This window comes from Tropicimonas sp. IMCC34043 (assembly GCF_003390845.1).
Lineage (GTDB): Bacteria > Pseudomonadota > Alphaproteobacteria > Rhodobacterales > Rhodobacteraceae > Tropicimonas.
In genome coordinates this window covers 665,679-686,205 of the sequence record NZ_QMEK01000001.1, presented here as the reverse complement: position 1 = coordinate 686,205, position 20,527 = coordinate 665,679, and the positions used below count along the sequence as shown (strand labels likewise).

At 64.2% G+C, this 20,527-nt stretch carries 23 protein-coding genes; 12 read left to right on the top strand and 11 right to left on the bottom strand.

Features of this window, described 5'->3' with window-relative positions:
- Positions 1-235 precede the first annotated feature (235 nt).
- From DQG17_RS03205 to DQG17_RS03180, 6 genes are all read left to right on the top strand, one after another.
- Positions 236-526: a DUF2282 domain-containing protein gene (locus DQG17_RS03205; RefSeq protein ID WP_116131328.1), complete on the top strand. Its 291-nt coding sequence runs from the start codon at positions 236-238 to the stop codon at positions 524-526.
- Positions 527-586: 60 nt separating this feature from the next.
- A complete protein-coding gene (locus DQG17_RS03200) occupies positions 587-1,441 on the top strand; it encodes a DUF692 domain-containing protein (protein WP_116131327.1) in 855 nt (284 codons plus the stop codon).
- Positions 1,438-2,199, top strand: a complete 762-nt coding sequence (locus DQG17_RS03195; protein ID WP_116131326.1) for a DNA-binding domain-containing protein — start codon at positions 1,438-1,440, stop codon at positions 2,197-2,199. Before DQG17_RS03200 ends, DQG17_RS03195 begins: the two co-directional genes overlap by 4 nt.
- Positions 2,196-2,807: a DoxX family protein gene (locus tag DQG17_RS03190; protein ID WP_116131325.1), complete on the top strand. Its 612-nt coding sequence runs from the start codon at positions 2,196-2,198 to the stop codon at positions 2,805-2,807. The genes DQG17_RS03195 and DQG17_RS03190 overlap by 4 nt, the downstream gene beginning before the upstream one ends.
- 159 nt (positions 2,808-2,966) lie before the next feature.
- Positions 2,967-3,173: a cold-shock protein gene (locus DQG17_RS03185; RefSeq protein ID WP_116131324.1), complete on the top strand. Its 207-nt coding sequence runs from the start codon at positions 2,967-2,969 to the stop codon at positions 3,171-3,173.
- A gap of 194 nt (positions 3,174-3,367) precedes the next feature.
- Positions 3,368-3,679 carry a hypothetical protein gene (locus DQG17_RS03180; RefSeq protein WP_116131323.1) on the top strand — a complete coding sequence of 104 codons (312 nt, stop codon included), beginning with the start codon at positions 3,368-3,370 and terminating at the stop codon, positions 3,677-3,679.
- A gap of 289 nt (positions 3,680-3,968) precedes the next feature.
- Here DQG17_RS03180 and DQG17_RS03175 read toward each other — a convergent pair whose 3' ends face one another.
- Positions 3,969-4,295 (bottom strand): arsenate reductase family protein, encoded by a 327-nt coding sequence (locus DQG17_RS03175; RefSeq protein ID WP_116131322.1) that lies wholly within the window; start codon positions 4,293-4,295, stop codon positions 3,969-3,971.
- Positions 4,296-4,668: 373 nt separating this feature from the next.
- Positions 4,669-5,586 (bottom strand): FAD-dependent thymidylate synthase, encoded by a 918-nt coding sequence (gene thyX / locus DQG17_RS03170; protein WP_116131321.1) that lies wholly within the window; start codon positions 5,584-5,586, stop codon positions 4,669-4,671.
- 161 nt (positions 5,587-5,747) lie between these two features.
- Between thyX and DQG17_RS03165 the strand changes: the two genes are divergently transcribed.
- Positions 5,748-6,176 (top strand): VOC family protein, encoded by a 429-nt coding sequence (locus DQG17_RS03165; RefSeq protein WP_116131320.1) that lies wholly within the window; start codon positions 5,748-5,750, stop codon positions 6,174-6,176.
- A gap of 221 nt (positions 6,177-6,397) precedes the next feature.
- Here DQG17_RS03165 and DQG17_RS03160 read toward each other — a convergent pair whose 3' ends face one another.
- Positions 6,398-6,895 carry a winged helix DNA-binding protein gene (locus DQG17_RS03160; protein WP_116131319.1) on the bottom strand — a complete coding sequence of 166 codons (498 nt, stop codon included), beginning with the start codon at positions 6,893-6,895 and terminating at the stop codon, positions 6,398-6,400.
- 78 nt (positions 6,896-6,973) lie between these two features.
- Positions 6,974-7,258, bottom strand: coding sequence for a succinate dehydrogenase assembly factor 2 (locus DQG17_RS03155; RefSeq protein ID WP_116131318.1), 285 nt, complete (start codon positions 7,256-7,258; stop codon positions 6,974-6,976).
- A 151-nt stretch (positions 7,259-7,409) separates the two neighbouring features.
- On the opposite strand from DQG17_RS03155, the gene DQG17_RS03150 reads away from it, so the two are divergent.
- Entirely contained in the window at positions 7,410-8,612 is a 1,203-nt protein-coding gene (locus DQG17_RS03150) for a pyridoxal phosphate-dependent aminotransferase (protein WP_116131317.1), read from the top strand.
- Between the two features lie 236 nt (positions 8,613-8,848).
- Entirely contained in the window at positions 8,849-9,517 is a 669-nt protein-coding gene (locus DQG17_RS03145; protein WP_116131316.1) for a hemolysin III family protein, read from the top strand.
- A 66-nt stretch (positions 9,518-9,583) separates the two neighbouring features.
- On the opposite strand, the gene DQG17_RS03140 is transcribed toward DQG17_RS03145, so the two are convergent.
- A complete protein-coding gene (locus tag DQG17_RS03140) occupies positions 9,584-10,963 on the bottom strand; it encodes an MATE family efflux transporter (protein ID WP_116131315.1) in 1,380 nt (459 codons plus the stop codon).
- A 152-nt stretch (positions 10,964-11,115) separates the two neighbouring features.
- Here DQG17_RS03140 and parE point away from each other — a divergent pair, with 152 nt between their 5' ends.
- The 3 genes from parE to DQG17_RS03125 all read left to right on the top strand — a co-directional run bounded on the left by parE (position 11,116) and on the right by DQG17_RS03125 (position 15,320).
- A complete protein-coding gene (gene parE / locus DQG17_RS03135; protein ID WP_116131314.1) occupies positions 11,116-13,077 on the top strand; it encodes a DNA topoisomerase IV subunit B in 1,962 nt (653 codons plus the stop codon).
- Positions 13,077-14,024: a COG2958 family protein gene (locus tag DQG17_RS03130; protein ID WP_116131313.1), complete on the top strand. Its 948-nt coding sequence runs from the start codon at positions 13,077-13,079 to the stop codon at positions 14,022-14,024. The genes parE and DQG17_RS03130 overlap by 1 nt, the downstream gene beginning before the upstream one ends.
- Positions 14,025-14,816: 792 nt before the next feature.
- Positions 14,817-15,320: a hypothetical protein gene (locus tag DQG17_RS03125; RefSeq protein WP_116131312.1), complete on the top strand. Its 504-nt coding sequence runs from the start codon at positions 14,817-14,819 to the stop codon at positions 15,318-15,320.
- A gap of 98 nt (positions 15,321-15,418) precedes the next feature.
- Here the strand turns inward: DQG17_RS03125 and DQG17_RS03120 are convergent, their stop codons facing one another.
- The 6 genes from DQG17_RS03120 to mazG all read right to left on the bottom strand — a co-directional run bounded on the left by DQG17_RS03120 (position 15,419) and on the right by mazG (position 20,473).
- A complete protein-coding gene (locus DQG17_RS03120; protein WP_157973505.1) occupies positions 15,419-16,270 on the bottom strand; it encodes a MipA/OmpV family protein in 852 nt (283 codons plus the stop codon).
- Between the two features lie 137 nt (positions 16,271-16,407).
- On the bottom strand, positions 16,408-16,812 hold the full coding sequence (locus DQG17_RS03115; RefSeq protein ID WP_232829306.1) for a c-type cytochrome: 405 nt from the start codon (positions 16,810-16,812) through the stop codon (positions 16,408-16,410).
- Positions 16,805-17,206, bottom strand: coding sequence for a cytochrome c (locus tag DQG17_RS03110; protein ID WP_116131309.1), 402 nt, complete (start codon positions 17,204-17,206; stop codon positions 16,805-16,807). The genes DQG17_RS03115 and DQG17_RS03110 overlap by 8 nt, the downstream gene beginning before the upstream one ends.
- Positions 17,207-17,336: 130 nt before the next feature.
- Positions 17,337-18,035 (bottom strand): ABC transporter ATP-binding protein, encoded by a 699-nt coding sequence (locus tag DQG17_RS03105; RefSeq protein ID WP_116132559.1) that lies wholly within the window; start codon positions 18,033-18,035, stop codon positions 17,337-17,339.
- 37 nt (positions 18,036-18,072) lie between these two features.
- Complete coding sequence (locus DQG17_RS03100) at positions 18,073-19,368, bottom strand: lipoprotein-releasing ABC transporter permease subunit (RefSeq protein WP_116131308.1); 1,296 nt, start codon at positions 19,366-19,368, stop codon at positions 18,073-18,075.
- 292 nt (positions 19,369-19,660) lie between these two features.
- The gene (gene mazG, locus DQG17_RS03095) at positions 19,661-20,473 is read right to left on the bottom strand and encodes a nucleoside triphosphate pyrophosphohydrolase (RefSeq protein ID WP_116131307.1); all 813 of its coding nucleotides are present in this window, start codon (positions 20,471-20,473) and stop codon (positions 19,661-19,663) included.
- Between the last annotated feature and the right edge of the window lie 54 nt (positions 20,474-20,527).

The window sequence follows — 20,527 nt, the reverse complement described above, 5'->3', positions numbered from 1 at the left end:
CGCGGTAAATTTCCATGATCGGCTGCTGACGCCATTTTCATTCAATCCCCCTGCCCCTGAAGACACATTCCCTCGCCGGAATGGGTCTCGGGGCGAGGTTTGTTTCACGCCCTGACGGGCCCGTGTTGCACACCCCTGTGACTGGCAGGTTATCGCCGACGCGGCCCAATCTCTGTCTGTGCCGCACGCAATGTGGGGCGCCCATTGAACAGAACCACAGGGAAAGGAAATATTCATGTCGAACCACATCAAGGCTTTCGCACTTGTCGGGTCCGTTGCCGCAGCCGTGTCGATGGCCAGCTTTGCCTCCGCCGAGGAGATGGCGAAAGAGAAATGCTTCGGCGTCGCGTTGGCCGGCCAGAACGATTGCGCCGCCGGCCCCGGCACCACCTGCGCCGGGACTTCGAAGGTCGATTATCAGGGAAATTCCTGGAAACTCGTTGATGCCGGCACCTGCGAGACGATGGAGCTGCCGGGCGGCCGCATGGGGGCGCTGGAGGCGCTGACCCGCGATCTGCCCGCGTGATCGTCGCGGGGTCCGGGCCGCCGCGCCCGGACCTCGTTCAGCCTCAAGGGAGCCTCCCCGATGTACGATGCAAGCCCGCGCCCCGATCTGCCGCCCGCCGTCGGCGTCGGATTCAAGCCCCAGCATTTTGCCGCAATCGCGGCCGACCCCGGCCCAGTGCAGTGGCTGGAGATCCATGCCGAGAACTACATGGGCGACGGCGGCCGCCCCATTGCCCAGCTTCGGCATCTGGCAGATCGGTTCCCGATCTCGGTGCATGGCGTCGGGCTGTCAATCGGCGGCGAGGCGCCGCTCGACCGCGACCACCTCGCGCGGTTGTCCCATCTTCTGGGCTGGTTGCAGCCGGCAAGCTTTTCCGAGCATCTCGCCTGGTCGAGCCACGACGCGGCCTTTCTGAACGACCTGCTGCCGCTGCCCTATACCGAGGCGACGCTCGCGCGCGTCGCCCGCCATATCGATCAGGTGCAAGAGACGCTGGGGCGGCAAATGCTGCTGGAGAACCCCGCGACCTATCTCGCCTTCGCCGAGACCGAGATGGCGGAAACGGCGTTCCTGCGCGAGATCGCCCGCAGGACCGGCTGCGGCCTGCTGCTCGACATCAACAACGTCTTTGTCGCCTGCACCAACGGGCAGACCGATCCGCGCGCCTATCTGGCCGACTTTCCGCTCGATCTGGTGGGCGAGCTGCATCTGGGCGGGCATGACGCGCAAGAGGACGACCATGGCGCGCCGCTTCTGATCGACAGCCACGCCACCGAAGTGGTCGATCCGGTCTGGGCGCTTTATGCCGAAACCCTGGCAGCAACGGGTCCGCGCCCGACCCTGATCGAATGGGACAACGACGTGCCCGACTGGCCCGCGCTGGCGGCCGAGGCAGATCGCGCTGCCCGCCTGATTGCGCGGGTCGCGTCATGAGGGTCGGTCAGGCCGAGTTCCGCGCGGCGCTGCTCGATCCTGCGGCAGCGGTGCCCGCGGGGCTGGTCGGCCCGCAGGGAGGCGACGCAGGTGTCCGGTTCGACGTCTATCGCAACAATGTGGTCGTGGGCCTTTCCCGTGCGCTGGCCGAGGCGTTCCCGGTCATCGCGACGCTTCTCGGGGACCACAATTTCGCCATTCTCGCCCGCGCCTTCCTGCGCCGACACCCGCCGCAGTCGCCGTTGCTGGCCGAATACGGCAGCGAATTTCCCGCCTTCCTCGCGGGGTTTCCGCAGGTCCGGTCATTTGGATACCTTGCCGATGTGGCACGGCTCGAGGTCGCACTGCGCCAGTCCTATCATGCCGCCGATGCCGACCCGATGGACCCGGCCCGGCTGACGGCGCTGCCGCCCGAACGCCTGGCTTTGGCGCGGCTGACGCTGGCGCCGTCGGTCCGTCTCGTCGCGTCCGACTGGCCCATTGTCGCGATCCGGCGGTTCCACCGCGAACCCGGCGCGCCAAAGCCCGCCATGCGCGCCGAGACCGCCCTGATCACCCGGCCGGGGTACGATCCGGTTGTCACCGACATCGGCCCCGCAGGCGGACAGTTTGCTTCGGCGCTGGCGGGTGGCGCCCCCCTTGGCGCGGCGCTTGAAGCTGCACACAGCCGCGACCCCGATTTCAACCCGACCGGGTGCCTCAGCGCCCTGATCGCCGGCAACGCCCTGATCGCGCTCGACGAGGAGGCACCGCGATGACCGCCGACCTTTCCCCTGCTCCGGCACCCAGGCCACGCCGTCGCGGTCCTGGCGCGGTGATCGCGCTGCACGACCGTATCTTCGGCTGGTGTGAACGATGGCTCGCCCCCTGGCTGCTGCCGACCCTCGCGCGGCTTGCCTTTGCCGCGGTGCTGCTGGGATATTACTGGTCTTCGGCGCGATCGAAGCTCGGCGAGGGCCTGTTCGGCGCTTTCCGCCCCTCGCCCGGTGCCTATGCGCAGATCCTGCCACAGAAGGCCGAGGCAGTGCTGTATGATCCCGGCCAGTTCTCGCTGCCCGAGACATTGCTGGTCGTCGCCGGCACCTGGGCAGAGTTCCTGCTGCCGCTGCTGATCGTCGTCGGCCTGTTCACCCGGCTTGCCGCAGCCGGCATGATCGGCTTCGTCACCCTGCAGTCGCTGACCGACATCCACGGCCACGGCGCCGACCCCATGACCATCGGCGCCTGGTTCGACCGGACCCCCGATTCGCTGATCCTGGACCAGCGCGCCTTCTGGGTATTTGTGCTTCTTACCCTCGTGTTGCGAGGGGGTGGCCCGATCTCGGTCGACCGGGCACTTGGCATGGACCGGCGTGCCGCTGGCTGAGTCGCAAAGAGGCTTGTTTTATTTCTGGCATGCGTCAGGCTGGGTTCGGCAACGATGCCATGACCGACTCGTTGGCTTTGCCCGAGCGCCTGGCCGTCTGCCCATGCCGTCGCGATTTCGCCGGCGTGACGACAAAGACCAGACGAAGGAGACGCGGGAATGCCGACTGGCACCGTGAAGTGGTTCAATACGACGAAGGGGTACGGGTTCATTGCGCCCGACGAGGGTGGCAAGGACGTGTTTGTGCACATCAGTGCCGTGGAACGCGCCGGTCTGACCGGACTCGCCGACAATATGAAAGTCGAATACGAATTGCGCGAAGGGCGCGATGGCCGGGCTTCGGCCACCGATCTCAGGGCCTTGTAGGATGCGAGCCCGGCGGCGTCTGGACTGACCGGCCGTCGCCTCACTGCAGCAATTCATTCTGCAGCGCAGCAAATCGATGGACTTGCAAGCGTCCGGCTGGTACCCTGTTCCTGTCGAAAAGGGGGAGGGTTCGAGGCGGACGGCCTTCCTTCCTCTGTCTCTTGCCTTCCCAAACCACAAGGCAGGTAGAGACGATGCCCGACTATGCTGCGATCTTCGCATATTATCAGGCCATGGCGGTCAGTGCCCTGACCGGGGCCATGCCCGGCGAATGCGCCATCTACGCAAAACCAGAGCTGGATGCCGTAATCGAAGGGTTTCTCGATCCAAAAGAGCGTCGGATCCTGTGCTGCAGGCTCGGCCCCGATCGCGCGGTGCGGCTTCAGAAGGGCCAGTTGCGGTTCACCTCCTGGCAGGCGGCAAACCCAGACATCGTCGCTGTGCTCAAGCGAAAGGCGCTTGTCGATGCCGTTGTCCGGCCGGATCAACTGGCCCGGGTCAACTGAGCCGACGGCAAAACCACTCACGGATTTATTGAGTGGCCCGTTCGATTTTACGCTGCGTCGCAGCATTTTCGTGCTATGATCAGTCAGCGCCGGGACCGACGGCGTGACAAGGGGAGGCAGGGGCGCAATCGCGCGGCTTCCCTCCCTGCGCGCGAATTCCCTCCGGATCGCGCCCCTGCCTCTTCTCCCCCTTGCCGCAATCCTCTGTCAGGCCGCCGGGCCGATCGGGCCTGCCATCGGTTCCCCGATCCCGACGAGCCGCGGAGTCGATGCGATATCGCCCTCGCCCCTATGCGCCCCAGCGTGCCCGCGTCGCAGCATCCCATCCGCAGGTCATCGCCGACCCGTCGATGACCACCGGGCGTTTCATCAAGGCCGGGTGCGCAGCCAGAAGCGTGACCGGGTCTTGTTGCCTGTCCGCCTCGGACAGGCCGCGCCAGGTGGTCGAGCGGCGGTTGACCAACTCGGTGCCAAAGGCCGCGAGCAGATCGGCCCATTCGGCAGAATCCGGAGGATCGGCCCGGAGATCGCGAAACTCCACGTCAAAACCGGCCGCCTCAAGCGCCTTTCTGGCCTTTCGGCAGGTGTCGCAGGTCGCAAGTCCGTAGATTTTCACGGCAGAAATCGCCTCCCAAGACTAATTTACGAGCATTTCACGGAGCGGCGCCTCGGTTCACACGCAATTCACGCCCGCCTCCGGCAAAGTGCGTTAATGTTTATGAACTTGGAAGAGGTGCGGTCATATTAAACGGTAGCATTACAGTGGTCATATTTCAGTAAAGTTGTTTCAGCCGTCAGGGTCGCCGCGATGCACCCAATCATTGACAGTGCGGCGTCCGCTTCTGCGGGCGCCGCACCTCGTGATCGAGGGCAGATATACGAGTGATTTCATTGTTCTAGCCACCAGGAACAGGATCGCCTAGTGCGCCTTCAGGAACTGGGAGAAGACGGAAGGCGAAGCTGCATTTGTCACCGCTGCAATCCCTGACCTAGCGCGGGGTCTGGCCCAGCAGCGCCTCGAACTCCCGCCATTCGCCCTTCGACATCCCCGAGGTCTCCTGGGTTACCGCTTCGCCCGCCAGCTTCCGCTTGACGCATTCGAGCGCCTTTCCTGACAGCGTTGCGCCGCCGAGGCGATAATCCTCGAAGGCGGCATAGGCCGCGGGCACCCAGTCGGCGACGATTCGGCAGATCGTTTCGGCATAGATCCGAATCTCGTACTGCGCATGAGCATCGGCGCGCAAACGCAGGAAATGAAACAGGTTGTGAAGATCGACCTTCCAGTACCACTGGGTATAGATGTTCGCGGGCAGGTTCATGCGCGCCAGTTCGCGCGCCAGACCCTGCTGGCCGTCCTGGCTGAGCATGGCCTCATAGCTGTCGTAGGCGCGGGTCGAATCCGCCTTGAGGATTTCCAGCACCCGGGCGGCCTCGTCGCCTTCCAGCACATCGCCGCGGCCCTGGTTGTTGACGGTCGACTGGGCAGCCAGATGTTCCGGCGCGGGAATATAGAATTCGCGGTCGAGGATCGAGTAGCGGGCCGAGTATTCGTTCACGTTGGCGGTGCGGTGACGGATCCACTGGCGGGCGACGAAGACCGGCAGCTTCACGTGCAGCTTGATCTCGCACATCTCGAACGGGGTCGAATGCCAGTGCCGCATCAGATAGCGGATCAGCCCTGAATCGTCGCGGCTCTTCTTGGTGCCGGCGCCATAGGAGACTCGCGCCGCCTGCACGATGGCACTGTCGTCGCCCATGTAATCGACGACCCGGACGAAACCGTGGTCGAGCACGTCATGTGCGAGGTAGAGATGCTTCTCCATTCCCGGCGCGGTGGCGCGCAGCGTCGGCTGCGGGTGCGCGCGCAGCTCCGCGATCTCGGCAATCTGGTCATCGGTCAGCGGCATGAGGTCCTCCAGCGGCACGGCGAGTCGTCCGAAACCATATCTGGTGCATTCGGATACTCCAACCACCATACCGACACCAAACGGACCAAAGATTGTCGGGGGCTTGCCACCCGAGGCCAGCGGGCTATGGTCCCGCGGATCTTAGGGAAGGGAACTGCGCAATGACGACCAAATATCTGCACACCATGGTCCGTGTGGCGGACCTCGAGAAATCCATGGCGTTCTACGAGTTGCTGGGGCTGCAGCAGACCCGGCGCACCGACAACGAGGCCGGCCGATTCTCGCTTGTCTTCATGGCCCCGCCCGACCAGCCCGACTGCCCGGTCGAGCTGACCTGGAACTGGGATGGCGACGAGGGGCTGCCCTCGGACAGCCGGCATTTCGGCCACCTCGCCTATGCGGTCGATGACATTTACGCGATGTGCCAGCATCTGATGGACAACGGCGTCACCATCAACCGTCCGCCGCGCGATGGCCACATGGCCTTTGTCCGCTCGCCCGACAATATCTCGATCGAGCTGCTGCAAGCCGGCGACCGGCTGCCGCCGCAAGAGCCCTGGGCCAGCATGGAAAACACTGGCCACTGGTAAGACTGGGCCACTGGTAAGACGGGGCCACTGGCAGCGCGCGCCACTGGGAGGATCGGGCCACTGACGGGACCGGGCCGCTTGCAGGACGCGAGGAACGCGAACGGGGGCGCCGTTGCCGACGCCCCCGCTGGTTCGGCGGTTCGACCGCCTGTTCGTCCGGGCGGCTTTGCCACCCCCGGGCCCGGCGGTTCGCCCGCCCGGCCATTCGGCGGTTCAACCGCCTAATAGATGTATCGGATCTGGTCGCTCCAGTAGCGCTCCATCCGGCGCAGCGAGCAGGTGATATCCTCGATGCCCTCGATCCCGATGATCTCGCGCTCGATCAGCCCGCTGGCGTGACGCTCGAACAATTCGGCCACGATACGGCGGATGTTGCGCCCTTTTTCGGTCAGCCGCACCCTGACGGCGCGGCGATCGATCTCGCAGCGCTGGTGGTGCATGTAGTCCATCTCGACCAGCTTCTTGAGATTGTAGGAGACGTTCGAGCCCTGGTAATAGCCGCGGGTCTTCAACTCGCCCGCCGTCACCTCGTTCTCGCCGATGTTGAACAGCAGCAGCGCCTGCACCGCGTTGATGTCGAGGATGCCGACACGTTCGAACTCGTCCTTGATGACATCCAGAAGCAGGCGATGCAGCCGTTCAAGCAGGGCAAGTGTTTCGAGATACCCCGCCATGAAGCCGTGGGTTTGTCCGGGAACGAGGCTACTGTGGATCGACATCTTGGGCTCCGCCTTGACTTGCTGGCGACAGTCCTAGGGCCGAATCTGCAAATAACCGGTTAAGTCGCTTCAATTTTTTCAGGCGCCGGAGGTTCCATGCGTCCGCGCGTGCTCGGCGATCTGCGCGAACAGGGCGTCATACTGTGCAGGAACCGGATCCTGGCCGGTGATCCAGCGCAGCATGTCCTGATCGTTCTCGTGCAGCAGCGCCTCGTAGAGGTCGAGCTCGCCTGCGGTCAGCGCCGCAAGCCGGTCGTCCGAAAAACGCCCCAGTACCAGGTCCATTTCCTTGATGCCACGCCGCCACGACCGCATGTGCAGCCGCTTCAAACGTGTCTCGCGCGATTCGTCCTGTGGGTCCATCGTCCTCGTTCCTTTCCGCCGCAACGGCGGTGCCCGCACCGGGCCGTCCGCCGTCGGGGCCTCACCCCCGCCGGTTAAACCTTGAACGGCCTCGGGCGCAAGCCTAAGAAACATGGCAGCGCAACCATAGATTCCCCTCCGGAGACCGAGAATGTCCTTCCTGTCCGAGACCCTTGCCCGGGTAAAACCCTCGCCGACGATCGCCGTGACCACCATGGCCAACGAGCTGAAGGCGGCCGGCAAGGACGTCATCGGTCTGGGAGCCGGAGAGCCCGATTTCGACACGCCCGAGAACATCAAGGCCGCCGCCAAGGCCGCAATCGACGCCGGCAAGACCAAATACACCGCCCCCGACGGGATGCCCGAGCTGAAGAAGGCGATCTGCGCCAAGTTCCAGCGCGAGAATGGCCTGAGCTATGAACCCGCGCAGATCAGCGTCGGCACCGGCGGCAAGCAGATCCTCTATAACGCGTTGATGGCAACGCTGAACCCGGGCGACGAGGTGGTGATCCCCGCGCCCTACTGGGTCAGCTATCCCGACATGGTGCTGCTGGCAGGCGGCGAGCCGGTGATTGCCGAGGCCTCCTCGCAGACCGCCTACAAGCTGACGGCCGAACAGCTCGAGGCCGCGATCACGCCGAAGACCAAGTGGTTCATCTTCAACTCGCCGTCGAACCCGACCGGTGCTGCCTATACCTGGGACGAGTTGAAGGCGCTGACCGACGTGCTGATGCGCCATCCCCATGTCTGGGTGATGTCCGACGACATGTACGAGCACCTCGTCTATGACGACTTCGAGTTCTGCACGCCCGCACAGGTCGAGCCCGCGCTCTATGACCGCACGCTGACCTGCAACGGCGTGTCGAAAGCCTATGCCATGACCGGCTGGCGGATCGGCTATGCCGGCGGTCCGAAAGAGCTGATCGGGGCGATGCGCAAGATCCAGTCGCAATCGACCTCGAACCCCTGCTCGATCAGCCAGTGGGCCGCGCTTGAGGCGCTGAACGGCAGCCAAGACTTCATCCCGATCAACAACGGCATCTTCAAGCGCCGCCGCGATCTGGTGGTCGAGATGCTGAACGCGGCCGAAGGCATCACCTGCCCGACGCCCGAGGGCGCCTTCTACGTCTATCCCTCGATCGGCGGCTGCATCGGCCTGACCAGCGCCGGCGGCACCCTGATCGACACCGACGAGACCTTCGCCAAGGCGCTGCTCGAGGAAACCGGCGTTGCCGTCGTCTTCGGTGCGGCCTTCGGCCTCTCGCCCTGTTTCCGGGTCAGCTATGCCACCTCGGATGAAAACCTGGTCGAGGCCTGCAAGCGCATCCAGACGTTCTGCGCCGGGCTGAGCTGAACCGGACTGAGCCGACACCGGGTCAGACCCGGGACCGAAATCGCGCAGCATCGGCCTCGGGGGAGTTCCCTCCGGGGCCGATTGCATGACAGGGTTGCGCCGCACCCTGCCCCATTGCTGGCCGACCTGCATGAAATCCGATCAGCGGGCAGCGGCACGCGGGCATCCCGTCATTGTGTTGGCGCTCCGCGGGGTTGGTCATTGCCGCATTTCCGCATCGGGCGTAGGCTGTTGGCATGTTGCCAATAGCATCCATCCGTCCGGCCTATAGCCGCGCAGAGCGCGTCTCCGATGGTGTCGTTCACCTTCTGGGCGTGTCGCTGGCGCTGATTGCGGTGCCGGTGCTGATCACCCTTACCGCCCTGTCGCGCACCGAGCCTGCCGCCATCGTTGGGGCCTCTGTCTATGGCGCGACGCTGATCCTGATGCTGCTCTTCTCGGCGCTTTACAACATGATCGACAGCGCCCGGTGGACCGGGCTGCTGCGGCGTCTCGATCACTCGGCGATCTACATCAAGATTGCCGGAACCTACACGCCGTTCCTGCTTTTGTCCGGCGGTCAGGTGCCGGGGCTTCTTGCCGGGCTTTGGGGCTCTGCGGCGCTTGGCTCGTGCATGAAGATCGTCGCGCCGGGGCGGTTCAAGTGGTTTGCGCTCTCGCTCTATCTCGGGATGGGCTGGGCGGCGCTCTATGCCGGCGGCTCGATGTTGGCAGAGCTTCCTCGCTCGGTGCTGACACTGATGATCGTCGGCGGTGTCGTCTATACCATCGGCGTCGCGTTTTTTCTGCTCAAACGGCTGCCGTTCCACAACACGATCTGGCATGTCTTCGTGCTGGCGGGCAGTGTCCTGTTCTTCATCGCCGTCTCCCTTTGCATCGCCGGGCTGCCGATTGCCGTTGCCTGAGGCTGCGCCGGGACCTGCCCCGAGTTGATTTCAGCGAATGCGCCCGCGCCGTCCCGACGGATCCGTTCAGGCCGCAATCTCCAGTGACCTGCGCGTCATCCGCGGCAGCGTCTGTGCCCAGAACCGGTACATCAGCCAGGCCGCGGCAACGACGAGCCCGATGACGAGCCCGGTCCAGACCCCGACCGCGCCATAGCCCGCGACAAAGCCCAGCATGTAGCCGCAGCTCATGCCGATCCCCCAATAGGCCAGCGCCGAGATCACCATCGGCACCCGGGTGTCCTGCACCCCGCGCAACAGCCCGTGCGCCATCACCTGCGCGCCGTCGGCCAACTGGAACAGGGCCGCCATGCCCAGAAGCGTGGTGCCAAGCAGCAAGATCGACGGCCGCTCGGGGTCCTCGGGCGACAGGAACAGGCCGATCAGCGGCTCGGGCCAGATCAGGAAGACGGTAATCCCCAGCAGCGCGAACATCCCCGACAGCGCGATTGCCACCAGCCCGCCCCGGCGCAGCATCACGATATCGCCCCGGCCCATCGCCTTGCCGGTCCGGATCGTGGTCGCGTTCGACAGCCCGAGGTGGACAAGGAACGTCGCCGAGGCCAGTTCCAGCGCGATGCCATGCGCGGCCAGCGGGATCGGCCCCAGCCAACCGATCATCACCGCCGAGGCGGCAAACAGCCCGACCTCGGTCAGGTTGGTCAGCCCGATCGGCCAGCCCAGCCGGAACACCTGTGCAAATGCGCCCCAATCCGGCCGCCAGAACCGCTGGAACAGCGCGTGTTCGGGAAACGCCCGCAGCGCATAGATCACCAGCCCGATGAAGGACACGACCTGCACCATGACCGAGGCAATGGCCGCGCCGCGGATCCCCATCTCGGGGAAGCCGAACTGGCCGAAGATCAGCACCCAGTTCACCGCCGCATTGACGACGGCGGCAAGGATCGTGACCCACAGCACCACCTGTGCCCGCTCCAGCGCCGCCAGATAGGACTTCAGCACCATGACCCCCAGCGCCGGAACCACCCCCCACCCCGCGATCTGCAGATAGGAGGACGCGGCCCGCGCGATCACGGGCGTCTGCCCCATTGCAAGCAGGATCGGTTCGGACAGCAGCATCGGCACGATCGCCAGCGCGGCAAAGATCAGCGACAGCCACAGCCCCATCCGGGTCACGCGCCGCACCTGCACCGCCCCCTCGTCGTTCGCGCTCGCCTCGGCGACAAGCGGCATCACGGCAAAGCCGAACCCGGCCCCGAGGATGAAGATCACGAAAAACAGCGAGCCTGCCAGCACCACCGCGGCCAGCGCCTCGACATCGTACCAGCCCAGCATGATCGTATCGGTCGCCTGGACCGCAAACTGCGCCAGGTGGCCACCGATCAGCGGAACGCCGAGGGTCAGAAGGGCACGCATGTGCCCTGGGTATGAAAGCGTCGCAGACATGCATGCCCAGTATCTTTGGCGCGCAGACTGCGCAAGTCGCACGACTTTGGGGCGGCGGACACCGGCCCTGCCGCCACCGCAGGGCTCGGCCATTGCCTGACACCGCTGCACCTGCTCTAATGCCCGCCAAACAAGAGAAACGAGCAGCACAAATGGCCGACGACCACCTTTTCGCGCAGAACCCTGCTGCGGTCTATGACGCCTCCTCGATTGAAGTCCTCGAAGGTCTGGAGCCGGTTCGCAAGCGCCCGGGCATGTATATCGGCGGCACCGACGAACGGGCGCTGCACCATCTGGTGGCCGAAGTTCTCGACAACTCGATGGACGAGGCGGTCGCAGGCCACGCCAACCGGATCGAGGTCGAACTGCACGCCGACAACTCGTTCACGGTGCGCGACAACGGCCGCGGCATCCCGGTCGATCCGCACCCGAAATTTCCCGGCAAGTCGGCGCTCGAAGTGATCTTCTGCACGCTGCATGCGGGCGGCAAGTTCTCGGGCAAGGCCTATCAGACCTCGGGCGGGTTGCACGGGGTCGGTGCCTCGGTGGTCAACGCGCTGTCCGATTCCCTCGTGGTGCAGGTCGCCCGCGACCGCCAGCTCTATGAACAGCGCTTCTCGCGCGGCATCCCGCTTGGCCCCATCGCCATTGTCGGAAACGCCCCGAACCGGCGCGGCTCTACCATCACCTTCCACCCCGACGAGGAAATCTTCGGCCATCACCGGTTCCGGCCCGCGCGGCTGTTCAAGACGATCCGCTCCAAGGCCTATCTGTTCTCGGGGGTCGAGATCCGCTGGAAGTCCGAGATCGACGATGGCGAGACCCCGACCGAGGCGACCTTCCACTTCCCCGGCGGCCTCGCCGATTATCTGAAAGAGGCGCTTGGCGGCGCCACGACCTATGCCGAGGCGCCCTTTGCCGGCAAGGTCGACTTCCGCGAGAAGTTCGGCGAGCCCGGCTCGGTCGAATGGGCGATCAACTGGACGCCGGCCAAGGACGGCTTCATCCAGTCCTACTGCAACACCGTCCCGACGCCCGAGGGCGGCACCCACGAGCAGGGATTCTGGGGCGCGATCCTGAAGGGCATCCGCGCCTATGGCGAGCTTTCGAACAATCGCAAGGCCACCCAGATCACCCGCGAGGACCTGACCTCGGGCGGCTGTGCGCTGGTCTCGTGCTTCATCGCCGACCCCTCCTTCGTCGGGCAGACCAAGGACCGGCTGTCGACCGAATCCGCGGCCCGGATGACCGAGAACGCGGTGCGCGACCATTTCGATCATTGGCTGGCGACCGACACCCGTTCGGCCGGTGCGATCCTCGACTTTCTGGTGCTGCGGGCCGAGGAACGCCTGCGCCGCCGGCAGGAGAAGGAGACCGCCCGCAAGACCGCAACGAAAAAGCTGCGCCTGCCCGGCAAGCTGGTCGATTGTTCGGCCACCGCCCGCGCCGGCACCGAGCTGTTCATTGTCGAGGGCGACAGCGCGGGCGGGTCCGCCAAGATGGCGCGCGACCGCAAGATCCAGGCGCTGCTGCCGCTGCGCGGCAAGATCCTGAACGTTCTGGGCGCGGCATCGGCCAAACTCGGCTCGAACGCCGAGATCAGCGACCTGACCCAGGCGCTTGGCACCGGCATGGGCACGAAATTCCGGCTCGACGATCTGCGCTATGACAAGGTCATCATCATGACCGACGCCGACGTCGACGGCGCCCATATCGCCTCGCTGCTGATGACGTTCTTCTTCACCCAGATGCGGCCGATGATCGACGCAGGCCACCTCTACCTCGCCTGCCCGCCGCTGTTCCGCCTGACCCAGGGCGCGCGCCGGGTCTATTGCCTCGATCAGGCCGAGCGCGACGACTGGCTGGCCAAGGGGCTTGGCGGCAAGGGCAAGATCGACGTCAGCCGCTTCAAGGGCCTCGGCGAGATGGACGCCAAGGACCTGAAGGAAACCACGATGGACCCGGCCAGCCGCAAGCTGATCCGCGTTACCGTCGGCGACGACGTGCCCGGAGAAACCGCCGATCTGGTCGAACGCCTGATGGGAAAAAAGCCCGAACTGCGGTTCCAGTATATTCAGGAGAACGCGCGGTTCGTGGAGGAGCTGGATGTGTGATGGAATCGCCGAAATTTAGCATTGGGACATTCGTCCCAGAGTTACTGAGGAAGCATTCAGATGAACGCTTTACTGCACGGGAAATTGCAAATTGGATTCTGAAAGAATACCCGTACTCTGTTGAACAGAAACGCCAACGTAGCAAGGCGAGCAAGACACCTCTGGAAAGTGATTCGGCAATGATTCAGCAAATCGTTGCGGAAATAGGCGCTCAACGACCCAGGCTCGAACAAAAGCACGGAATCCGCACGACGGAAGGGCGTCCACGGAAATACTACTACAGCCAAAAATCCGAAGAAGAAGAGGCCCAATCAGATTCGCTACCTGCAAGTGCGACCTTCGATGAAACTACTCCTACCATAGAAGCGAAAGCTATATCTGAAGCTGACACCTATCCACTTCTGGTAGAGTTTCTCAAGAAGGAACTTTCAGTACTAGCAAAACGCATAGATGAGCGCCGTTCATCCAATACCCGTGGGACCAATGGCAATAGGTGGCTGTTTCCCGACATTGTTGGCATGGAAGATCTTAGTGTGAGTTGGGATAGAGAAGTCACAGATTGTGCGCGGGAATACGCGGACAAACGCACCAAGCTTTGGTCGTTTGAGGTTAAACTTCGAATTAATAGCTCCAATGTTCGGGAAAGCTTCTTTCAAGCCGTTAGCAATTCAACTTGGGCAAATATTTCGTATCTTGTTACTACAGAGATTCAAAGCGCCCTAACTGAACTGAGAATACTTTCGGGTCTGCACGGGATTGGCGTCATAAAGCTTGACCCAGAAAATGTAAGCGAGAGCCAAATCCTCATTCCAGCATTTGAAAGACAAGATATTGATTGGGGTTCAGTGAATCGCCTAGTTCAACAAAACTCAGACTTTCGGGAGTTCATCCGTCTCGTGAGACAGTTTTATCAGACCGGAGACGCGCGAAGGGAACTTTGGGACTGACTTTGACTCTATCGGCAGCGGCATGGCCGCATTTGCATGCGCCGGATGCCGCGGACAAACAGCGGCTCTGAGGGCAGCGCCCGACCTTGGGTCGGCGCTTTCGCAACGCACATGCCGCGCGCCTTATCCCAAAGCCCGGAACGACTGCGAAACCGACATCGCCAAGGCGCCCTCCCCGAGGCGAGGGGTAGGCGACCATGTCGAAACGGTCCGGGGGACCGTTTCGCGGCCCGAAGGCGCGGCCCGGGCTGGTCGCCCGGGCCATGGCTCGAACGGCGTGCGGTGACGAGGCCGGTTCGAATATCCGCAGGGCGGGATCTGCATCCAGCCAGAACTCCGCATGGCGCGGCGCAAACGCCGGGCACCTGAACAGGAATCCCGCGCCGCACCAATACCTTCCGCTGCCTGCCACCGCGGGTTGCCCGCTTCGGCATCAGACCTCGCAGCCCCCCACGCCACGCTTGCGCAATTTCTTCGTGAAAAGATCGCCATGCCAGCGTTACCTGCATCGCAAATCGAATTTTTCCCCAAATAATTCAATCATTTGATTGCTCAACTCACAGCCCTGCCCGATTTGACACCCCTCCGGGCCACTGTCAGGATTTTTTGGACAGCGGCAGGTGCTCTGAAGGGACCCCGGAACAGCGTGACACAGGATTGCATGGGGCCTTGGCCACGAAACGCATTCCGGCGGGCCGGCAGCGATCCTGAGGATGCACCCGGCAGACCGCGGCATTCGAGGCTTGCAGAGCGGCGGGGCGACCCACGCCCACATTCAGAGAGGACCCCACCATGAAGGATCTCGTGACGCCCGAGTTGGTTCGTCCAACCCGGCCGGCCATCGAATCCGCAACCATCGACGCGCTCGGCCGCCTCAAGGGCGTCGATCTCGACGCGGCCCGGACCCTGCCGAAGACACTCGAGGCGTCAAGCGCCCCGGTGCTGCAGGCGACAGCCAACATCATTCACGTGGTGATTTACGGCGATCTGACCGTCCGGGTACAGACCGACCCCTACAAGCATTTCGAATATCACGTCAGCTCGTGGGGCCTTGGCACCGCTGGCGGCACGGCGCTCGGGTTCATGTATACCGCCTATAATTCCTGGGAAGCCTTCTTTGCCAACGTCACCTCCTACCACGTGCAGGGCATTGCCGAGGGCCGCGGGATCCTGCAGGTGACCTGGTTCACCCCGAACGGCAGCCCGGTGGGCCAGTTCAACGGCGCCATGCCCCGGGACGCCGGCATCGAGTGCGGGATCGAAGGCGGCGGCCCCGGCAAATGGAAGAACGTCTGAGCGGCCCTGGCACGGGCCGCTGACTTGGTCGTAGGGTCAGTTTCGCGACCCGATAATTCCGGAACCAGGTGTCGTCCACGCAAGGTCTGACGGATGGATCAGAACTGCAGCATCAGTTCCCGCGTGATGCCGAGCCTGAACTGGTACTGATCGGCGCTGCCGGTACCGGTGATCGGCGAATCCGCCGCGTCGTTCAGCAGCCGGTCGCCACGCACCGTCGCCTCGACCCCCCAGAGATCGGTGAAGCGATAGCGCGCCGATGCAACCAGACCCGCGCTCAACAGCCCGCCGCTGGCATCATAGACTTCAAGCCCGCTTTTCGCCGACTCGTCCGAGGTCACGCCGAAATAGGTCTGGGCAAAGCCGTCGGCGCCAAACCCAAGCCGCGGGCCAAAGCGGAATTCCCACCTGTTGGTCGGATAGATGATGCCATCGGCCCCAAGCTCGCCATAGAACGCCTCGCTGCCGACAAAGCCATAGCGCACGTCGGCGAAGGTTTCGAAGTTGCGGGTGCGATAGACCGCGCCAAGGCCCAGTTCGACCGTCGGGTCGATGTCATCAAGCCCCTTCAGATCGTCGTGTTGCGAGGCGTCGCGTCCGGGGATGTACCGCAGCGAGCCGCGCACACCGAAGGCGCGCGGCCGCGCGGTACCGGTCGGGTCGCCGTATTCGCCCAACCCCTTGAGCCGTGCATAATTGAAATGGATCGCGAAATCCGGGGCAGTGACATATTCGTCCGAACCCAGATAGGCCGGCCGGGTCACGGTGCCGACGCGGATGTCATAGGCCAGCACGAAGTTCTTCGAAGGGTCGATCAAATTGCTGTACTGGATCGGGACCGTCCGCGCCGGGCCGACCTCGGTCACGGTGGGTGTTTCCGTCTCCTGCGCGGCGAGCGGTGCGGCAGCAACCGCCAGCGCGGCAAAGAGCGCGGCATATCGTTTTTGCATCATGAACGTCCCGAATCAGTTTGGCAGCGGCAGAGATCCCGAATTAAACTAGCCTTGCAGCGCCATGAATCAAAGCATGGAAAAGTATAGGCTTTCGTCTGTCGTGATTGGGTCACGGATTCGTCATTTCGACGGCGCTAGCGCTGCAGCGTTTCGAGATATCTCACGATCGCCAGAACCGGCAACGTCACGAACATCTCACCCTCGTCGGTCGGGACCGGAACCTTGCGGCCGGCCTCGAAAAACGCACCATAGATCGGCATGGGGCTGCCATGGGCAAGCACCTCGTCGCGCCCGTCGATCCGCCGCAGGACCCGCGCGACGGGAAACACACCGCCGTTCGCCGCCGCCAGCCCGCCCAGATCGACGGGCGGGACCGATATCACCGCAGCGGTCGGTCCGTCGCCCCGTCCCTCAACGCCGTGGCAGGTCGCGCAGAAGCGGGAATAGAGCGCCGCCCCCGCCGCGGCATCCTGTGCAGGTGCGGGCAACGCCAGCAATATCCCGACCAACGCCGGGAGCCGATGAAGCCACCTAGTCACCCGGCACCTCCTGCAGGCTTTCGACCCACCGCACCACCGCAAGGATCGGCTCGGTAGTGGTGACCGGGCTGCCGTCGGGGGCATCGATCACCACAGAAGGTCCGACCAGCAGGCCGCCGAACATCGGCATCGGCCCGCCATGGGCACCGAGCCCTGCGGTCCCGTCGATCAGCCGCACCATGCGGAGCGTGTCGAACGCGCCGCGATTGCGCGCGGCAAACCGGGTAAGGTCGGGCACCGGCACCGTCAGCAGCGCTGCATTCGGCCCGTCACCATGGCCTGTCACGCCATGGCAACCGGCGCAGGCGTCAAGATAGGTCTGCTGCCCCAGGTCCGCCTCGCCCCAGACCAGTCCGGGCGACAGCAGCAAGATCGCGATGGCCGTGCGGATCATGTTCCCCTCCGATCGACACCGAAGTCTCACGCCAGGAACGCGCCCTGTCGTTGATCTCGGTCAGGGACAGGTGACGCTTTGACGAAACCGCCGCCGATGACGGGGGTGCCGTGCCACGCGCAAGGCGACCTCAGGCAGGAACGATGCGCCCGGCCTCCAGCCGCACAACGCGGTCCATCCGAGCGGCAAGCTGGGTGTTGTGGGTGGCAATCAGCGCCGCAAGGCCGGTCTCGCGCACCAGCCCCACCAGCACCCCGAACACGGTTTCCGAGGTGCCCGGGTCAAGATTGCCGGTCGGTTCGTCGGCAAGCAACAGCCGCGGCCGGTTGGCCAGCGCCCGGCAGAAGGCAACGCGCTGCTGTTCCCCGCCCGACAGCTGCGCCGGCCGGTGCGCCGCCCGCGCCTGAAGCCCGACGAGTTCCAGCAACTCCTCGGCGCGCGCCCGCGCCTCGGCTGTCGGCACCGAATTGGCAAGCTGCGGCAGCATGATGTTCTCGACCGCAGAGAATTCGGGCAGCAGGTGGTGGAACTGATAGACAAAGCCGATCTCGCGCCGCCGCGCCGCGGTCCTCGCACTGTCGGCCATGCCGGTCATGCGCAGGCCGCTCAACTGAACCTCGCCCGCGTCGGGCGTATCGAGCAGACCGGAGATGTGCAACAGCGTCGACTTGCCCGCCCCGGAGGGCGCGACCAGCGCCACGACTTCGCCCGCGACGACCTGCAGATCGACCTCGCTCAGTACCTTCACTGCGCCCGGCGTGCCGCGGTTGTAGGTCTTGGCGATGCCGCGCAGGCCCAGCACGGGCTCGCTCGCCGCCGGTGCCTGCATCCCGCCGACCTCGTTGTCGGTGCGCCGCGATACTGGCTCACTCATAGCGAAGCGCCTCCACCGGATCCATCCGCGCCGCCCGGCGCGCCGGGAACACCGTGACCACATAGGACAACACCAGCGACAGCGAGACCGCCGACATCACATCGCCCAGTTCCAGCTTTGCCGGCAGGGTATAGATCCCGCGGATCGACGGATCCCAGACCCCGCCGCCCATCACATAGTTCACGAAGCTGAAGACCGGGTCGATATAGATTGCAAACAGGCAGCCGAGGATCACGCCCGCAAGCGTTCCCACCGTGCCGACCCCGGCGCCGCACAGGAAGAATACCCGCATCACCGCCCCCTCGGTCAGCCCCATGGTGCGCAGGATGCCGATGTCGCGCCCCTTGTTCTTGACCAGCATGATCAGCCCCGAGACGATGTTCATCGCCGCGATCAGTACCAGGATCGAGAGGATCACGAACATCACGTTGTCCTCGACGTCGAGCGCGCGCAGGAAGGCGCCAGACGCATCGCGCCAGGTCCACAGAAGCGTCCGCTCGCCACCCGCGCGCAAAAGCTGCGGCACCATGCGGTCGACACTGTCGGGGTCGGCGACCATGACCTCCATTTCGTCCGCAACGCCTTCGCGGTTGAAATAGCTCTGCGCCTCGGTGAAGGGCATGTAGATCCGGGTGCGGTCGATATCCCAGCGTCCGGCCTGAAAGACATAGACCACGTCATAGGCCTTGACCCGCGGGGTCGAACCGAACGGCGTCTGCACCCCGTTGGGCGAGATCAGCCTGATCCGGTCGCCGACGCCCACATTCAGCGATTGTGCGACCCCCCAGCCGATGGCGATGCCATCGCCATTGCTGCCGAACTGGCTGAGATCGCCCATGGATTTCTCGGGCACGGCAATGCGCGGAATCGTCGCCAGATCCTCGGCCGAGATCCCGAAGACCTCGACACCGGCGTTCTGGCCGCCATGGCTGGCCATGACCTGACCCTTGATCAGCGGCGCGACCCGGGTCACGCCCGGCACCGCGCGCAGCCTGTCGACCATCGCGGCGTAATCGTCGATCACCCGGCTCGACTGGCCCTCCTCGGTGACCGCGACCGACTGATAGATCGTGACATGGGCGTTGGCGCCAAGGATCGTGTCGACGAACTCGGCCCGGAATCCCGAGCGGACCGAAAGCGTGGCGATCAGGGCGAAGACCGCCAGCGTGATCCCCAGCAGGCTGATCCAGGTCATGATCGAAACACCACCCTCGGCCCGCTTGGCGCGCAGATAGCGCCACGCGATCATCCATTCGTAAGCGGCAAAAGGTGGGGGCGTCTGCGCCAATGGTCCGGCTCCGATATTTTCGTCTCAATGGAACGCTGGCGGTCGGTCGTCAACCGGCCGTCGCGTCAATGCGGCGCGGCAAAGTCGATTGCCGGACCCGTCGCCGGGATTCGTGAAATACGAAATAACGACAGTATATTGGATATTTATGGCGATCGCGGTGCATTCTGGCGGGGCACAGATCACTGTATGGTCCGGTCTCATAGCGCGATCGTGACGCAACCCGCGCAATGGCCTGACTCTCCTGCCACCAGCGCCGTGCTGGCGCGAGGCTCGCACGGCGTCCACCACGTCAACGCCGCTCGGCCCGCTTCGCCGCTTCCCAAAGCGCCTCCATCTGCTCGGCCGAGGCCTCTGCCGGCGACGAACCAATTGCCCGAAGTTTTCCGTCCAGATCATTGAACCTGCGGGAGAATTTGTCGTTGGTCCGACGCAGCGCCTGCTCCGGGTCGACGCCAAGATGGCGGGCCAGATTGACGACCGAGAACAGCAGGTCGCCCATCTCGTCCTCGACCGCGTCGGGGCTGGCGGCGGCGGCAAGCTCTGCCACCTCCTCGACAACCTTCGCAGCCACGTCTTCCGGATTTTCCCAGTCAAATCCAACTCTTGACGCACGTTTCTGAAGCTTTGCGGCACGCATCAAAGCCGGCAGCCCCAGCGCCACACCATCAAGAACCCGCGCCTCGCCGCGCGCCTCGCGCTCGGCCGCCTTCTGCACCTCCCAGTCGCGGGTCTGTTGCTCGGCGGTCTTGTCGCGACTTTCCTCACCAAAAACATGAGGATGGCGGGCGATCATCTTGTCGGACACGGTATTGGCGATGGCAGAGAAATCGAACCGCCCCTCCTCGGTCCCGAACTGGGCGAAATAGACCACCTGCAGCAGCAGATCGCCCAATTCGCCCTGCAATTCGTCCCAGGCCCGGCGCTCGATGGCGTCGGCAACCTCATAGGCTTCCTCGATCGTATAGGGCGCGATCGTGTCCCAGGTCTGGTCGATGTCCCAGGGGCAGCCCCGCGCCGGATCGCGCAGTCGGGCCATGATCGCCAGCAGACGTTCGATCCCTCCCTTGGGGTCGAACACCGGATCTTGGGGCGCATCTTTCATGGTGGCTCCTTCGGGTATCGACTAGGTTGCGGCAAGTTCTCGACACTTTCAAAG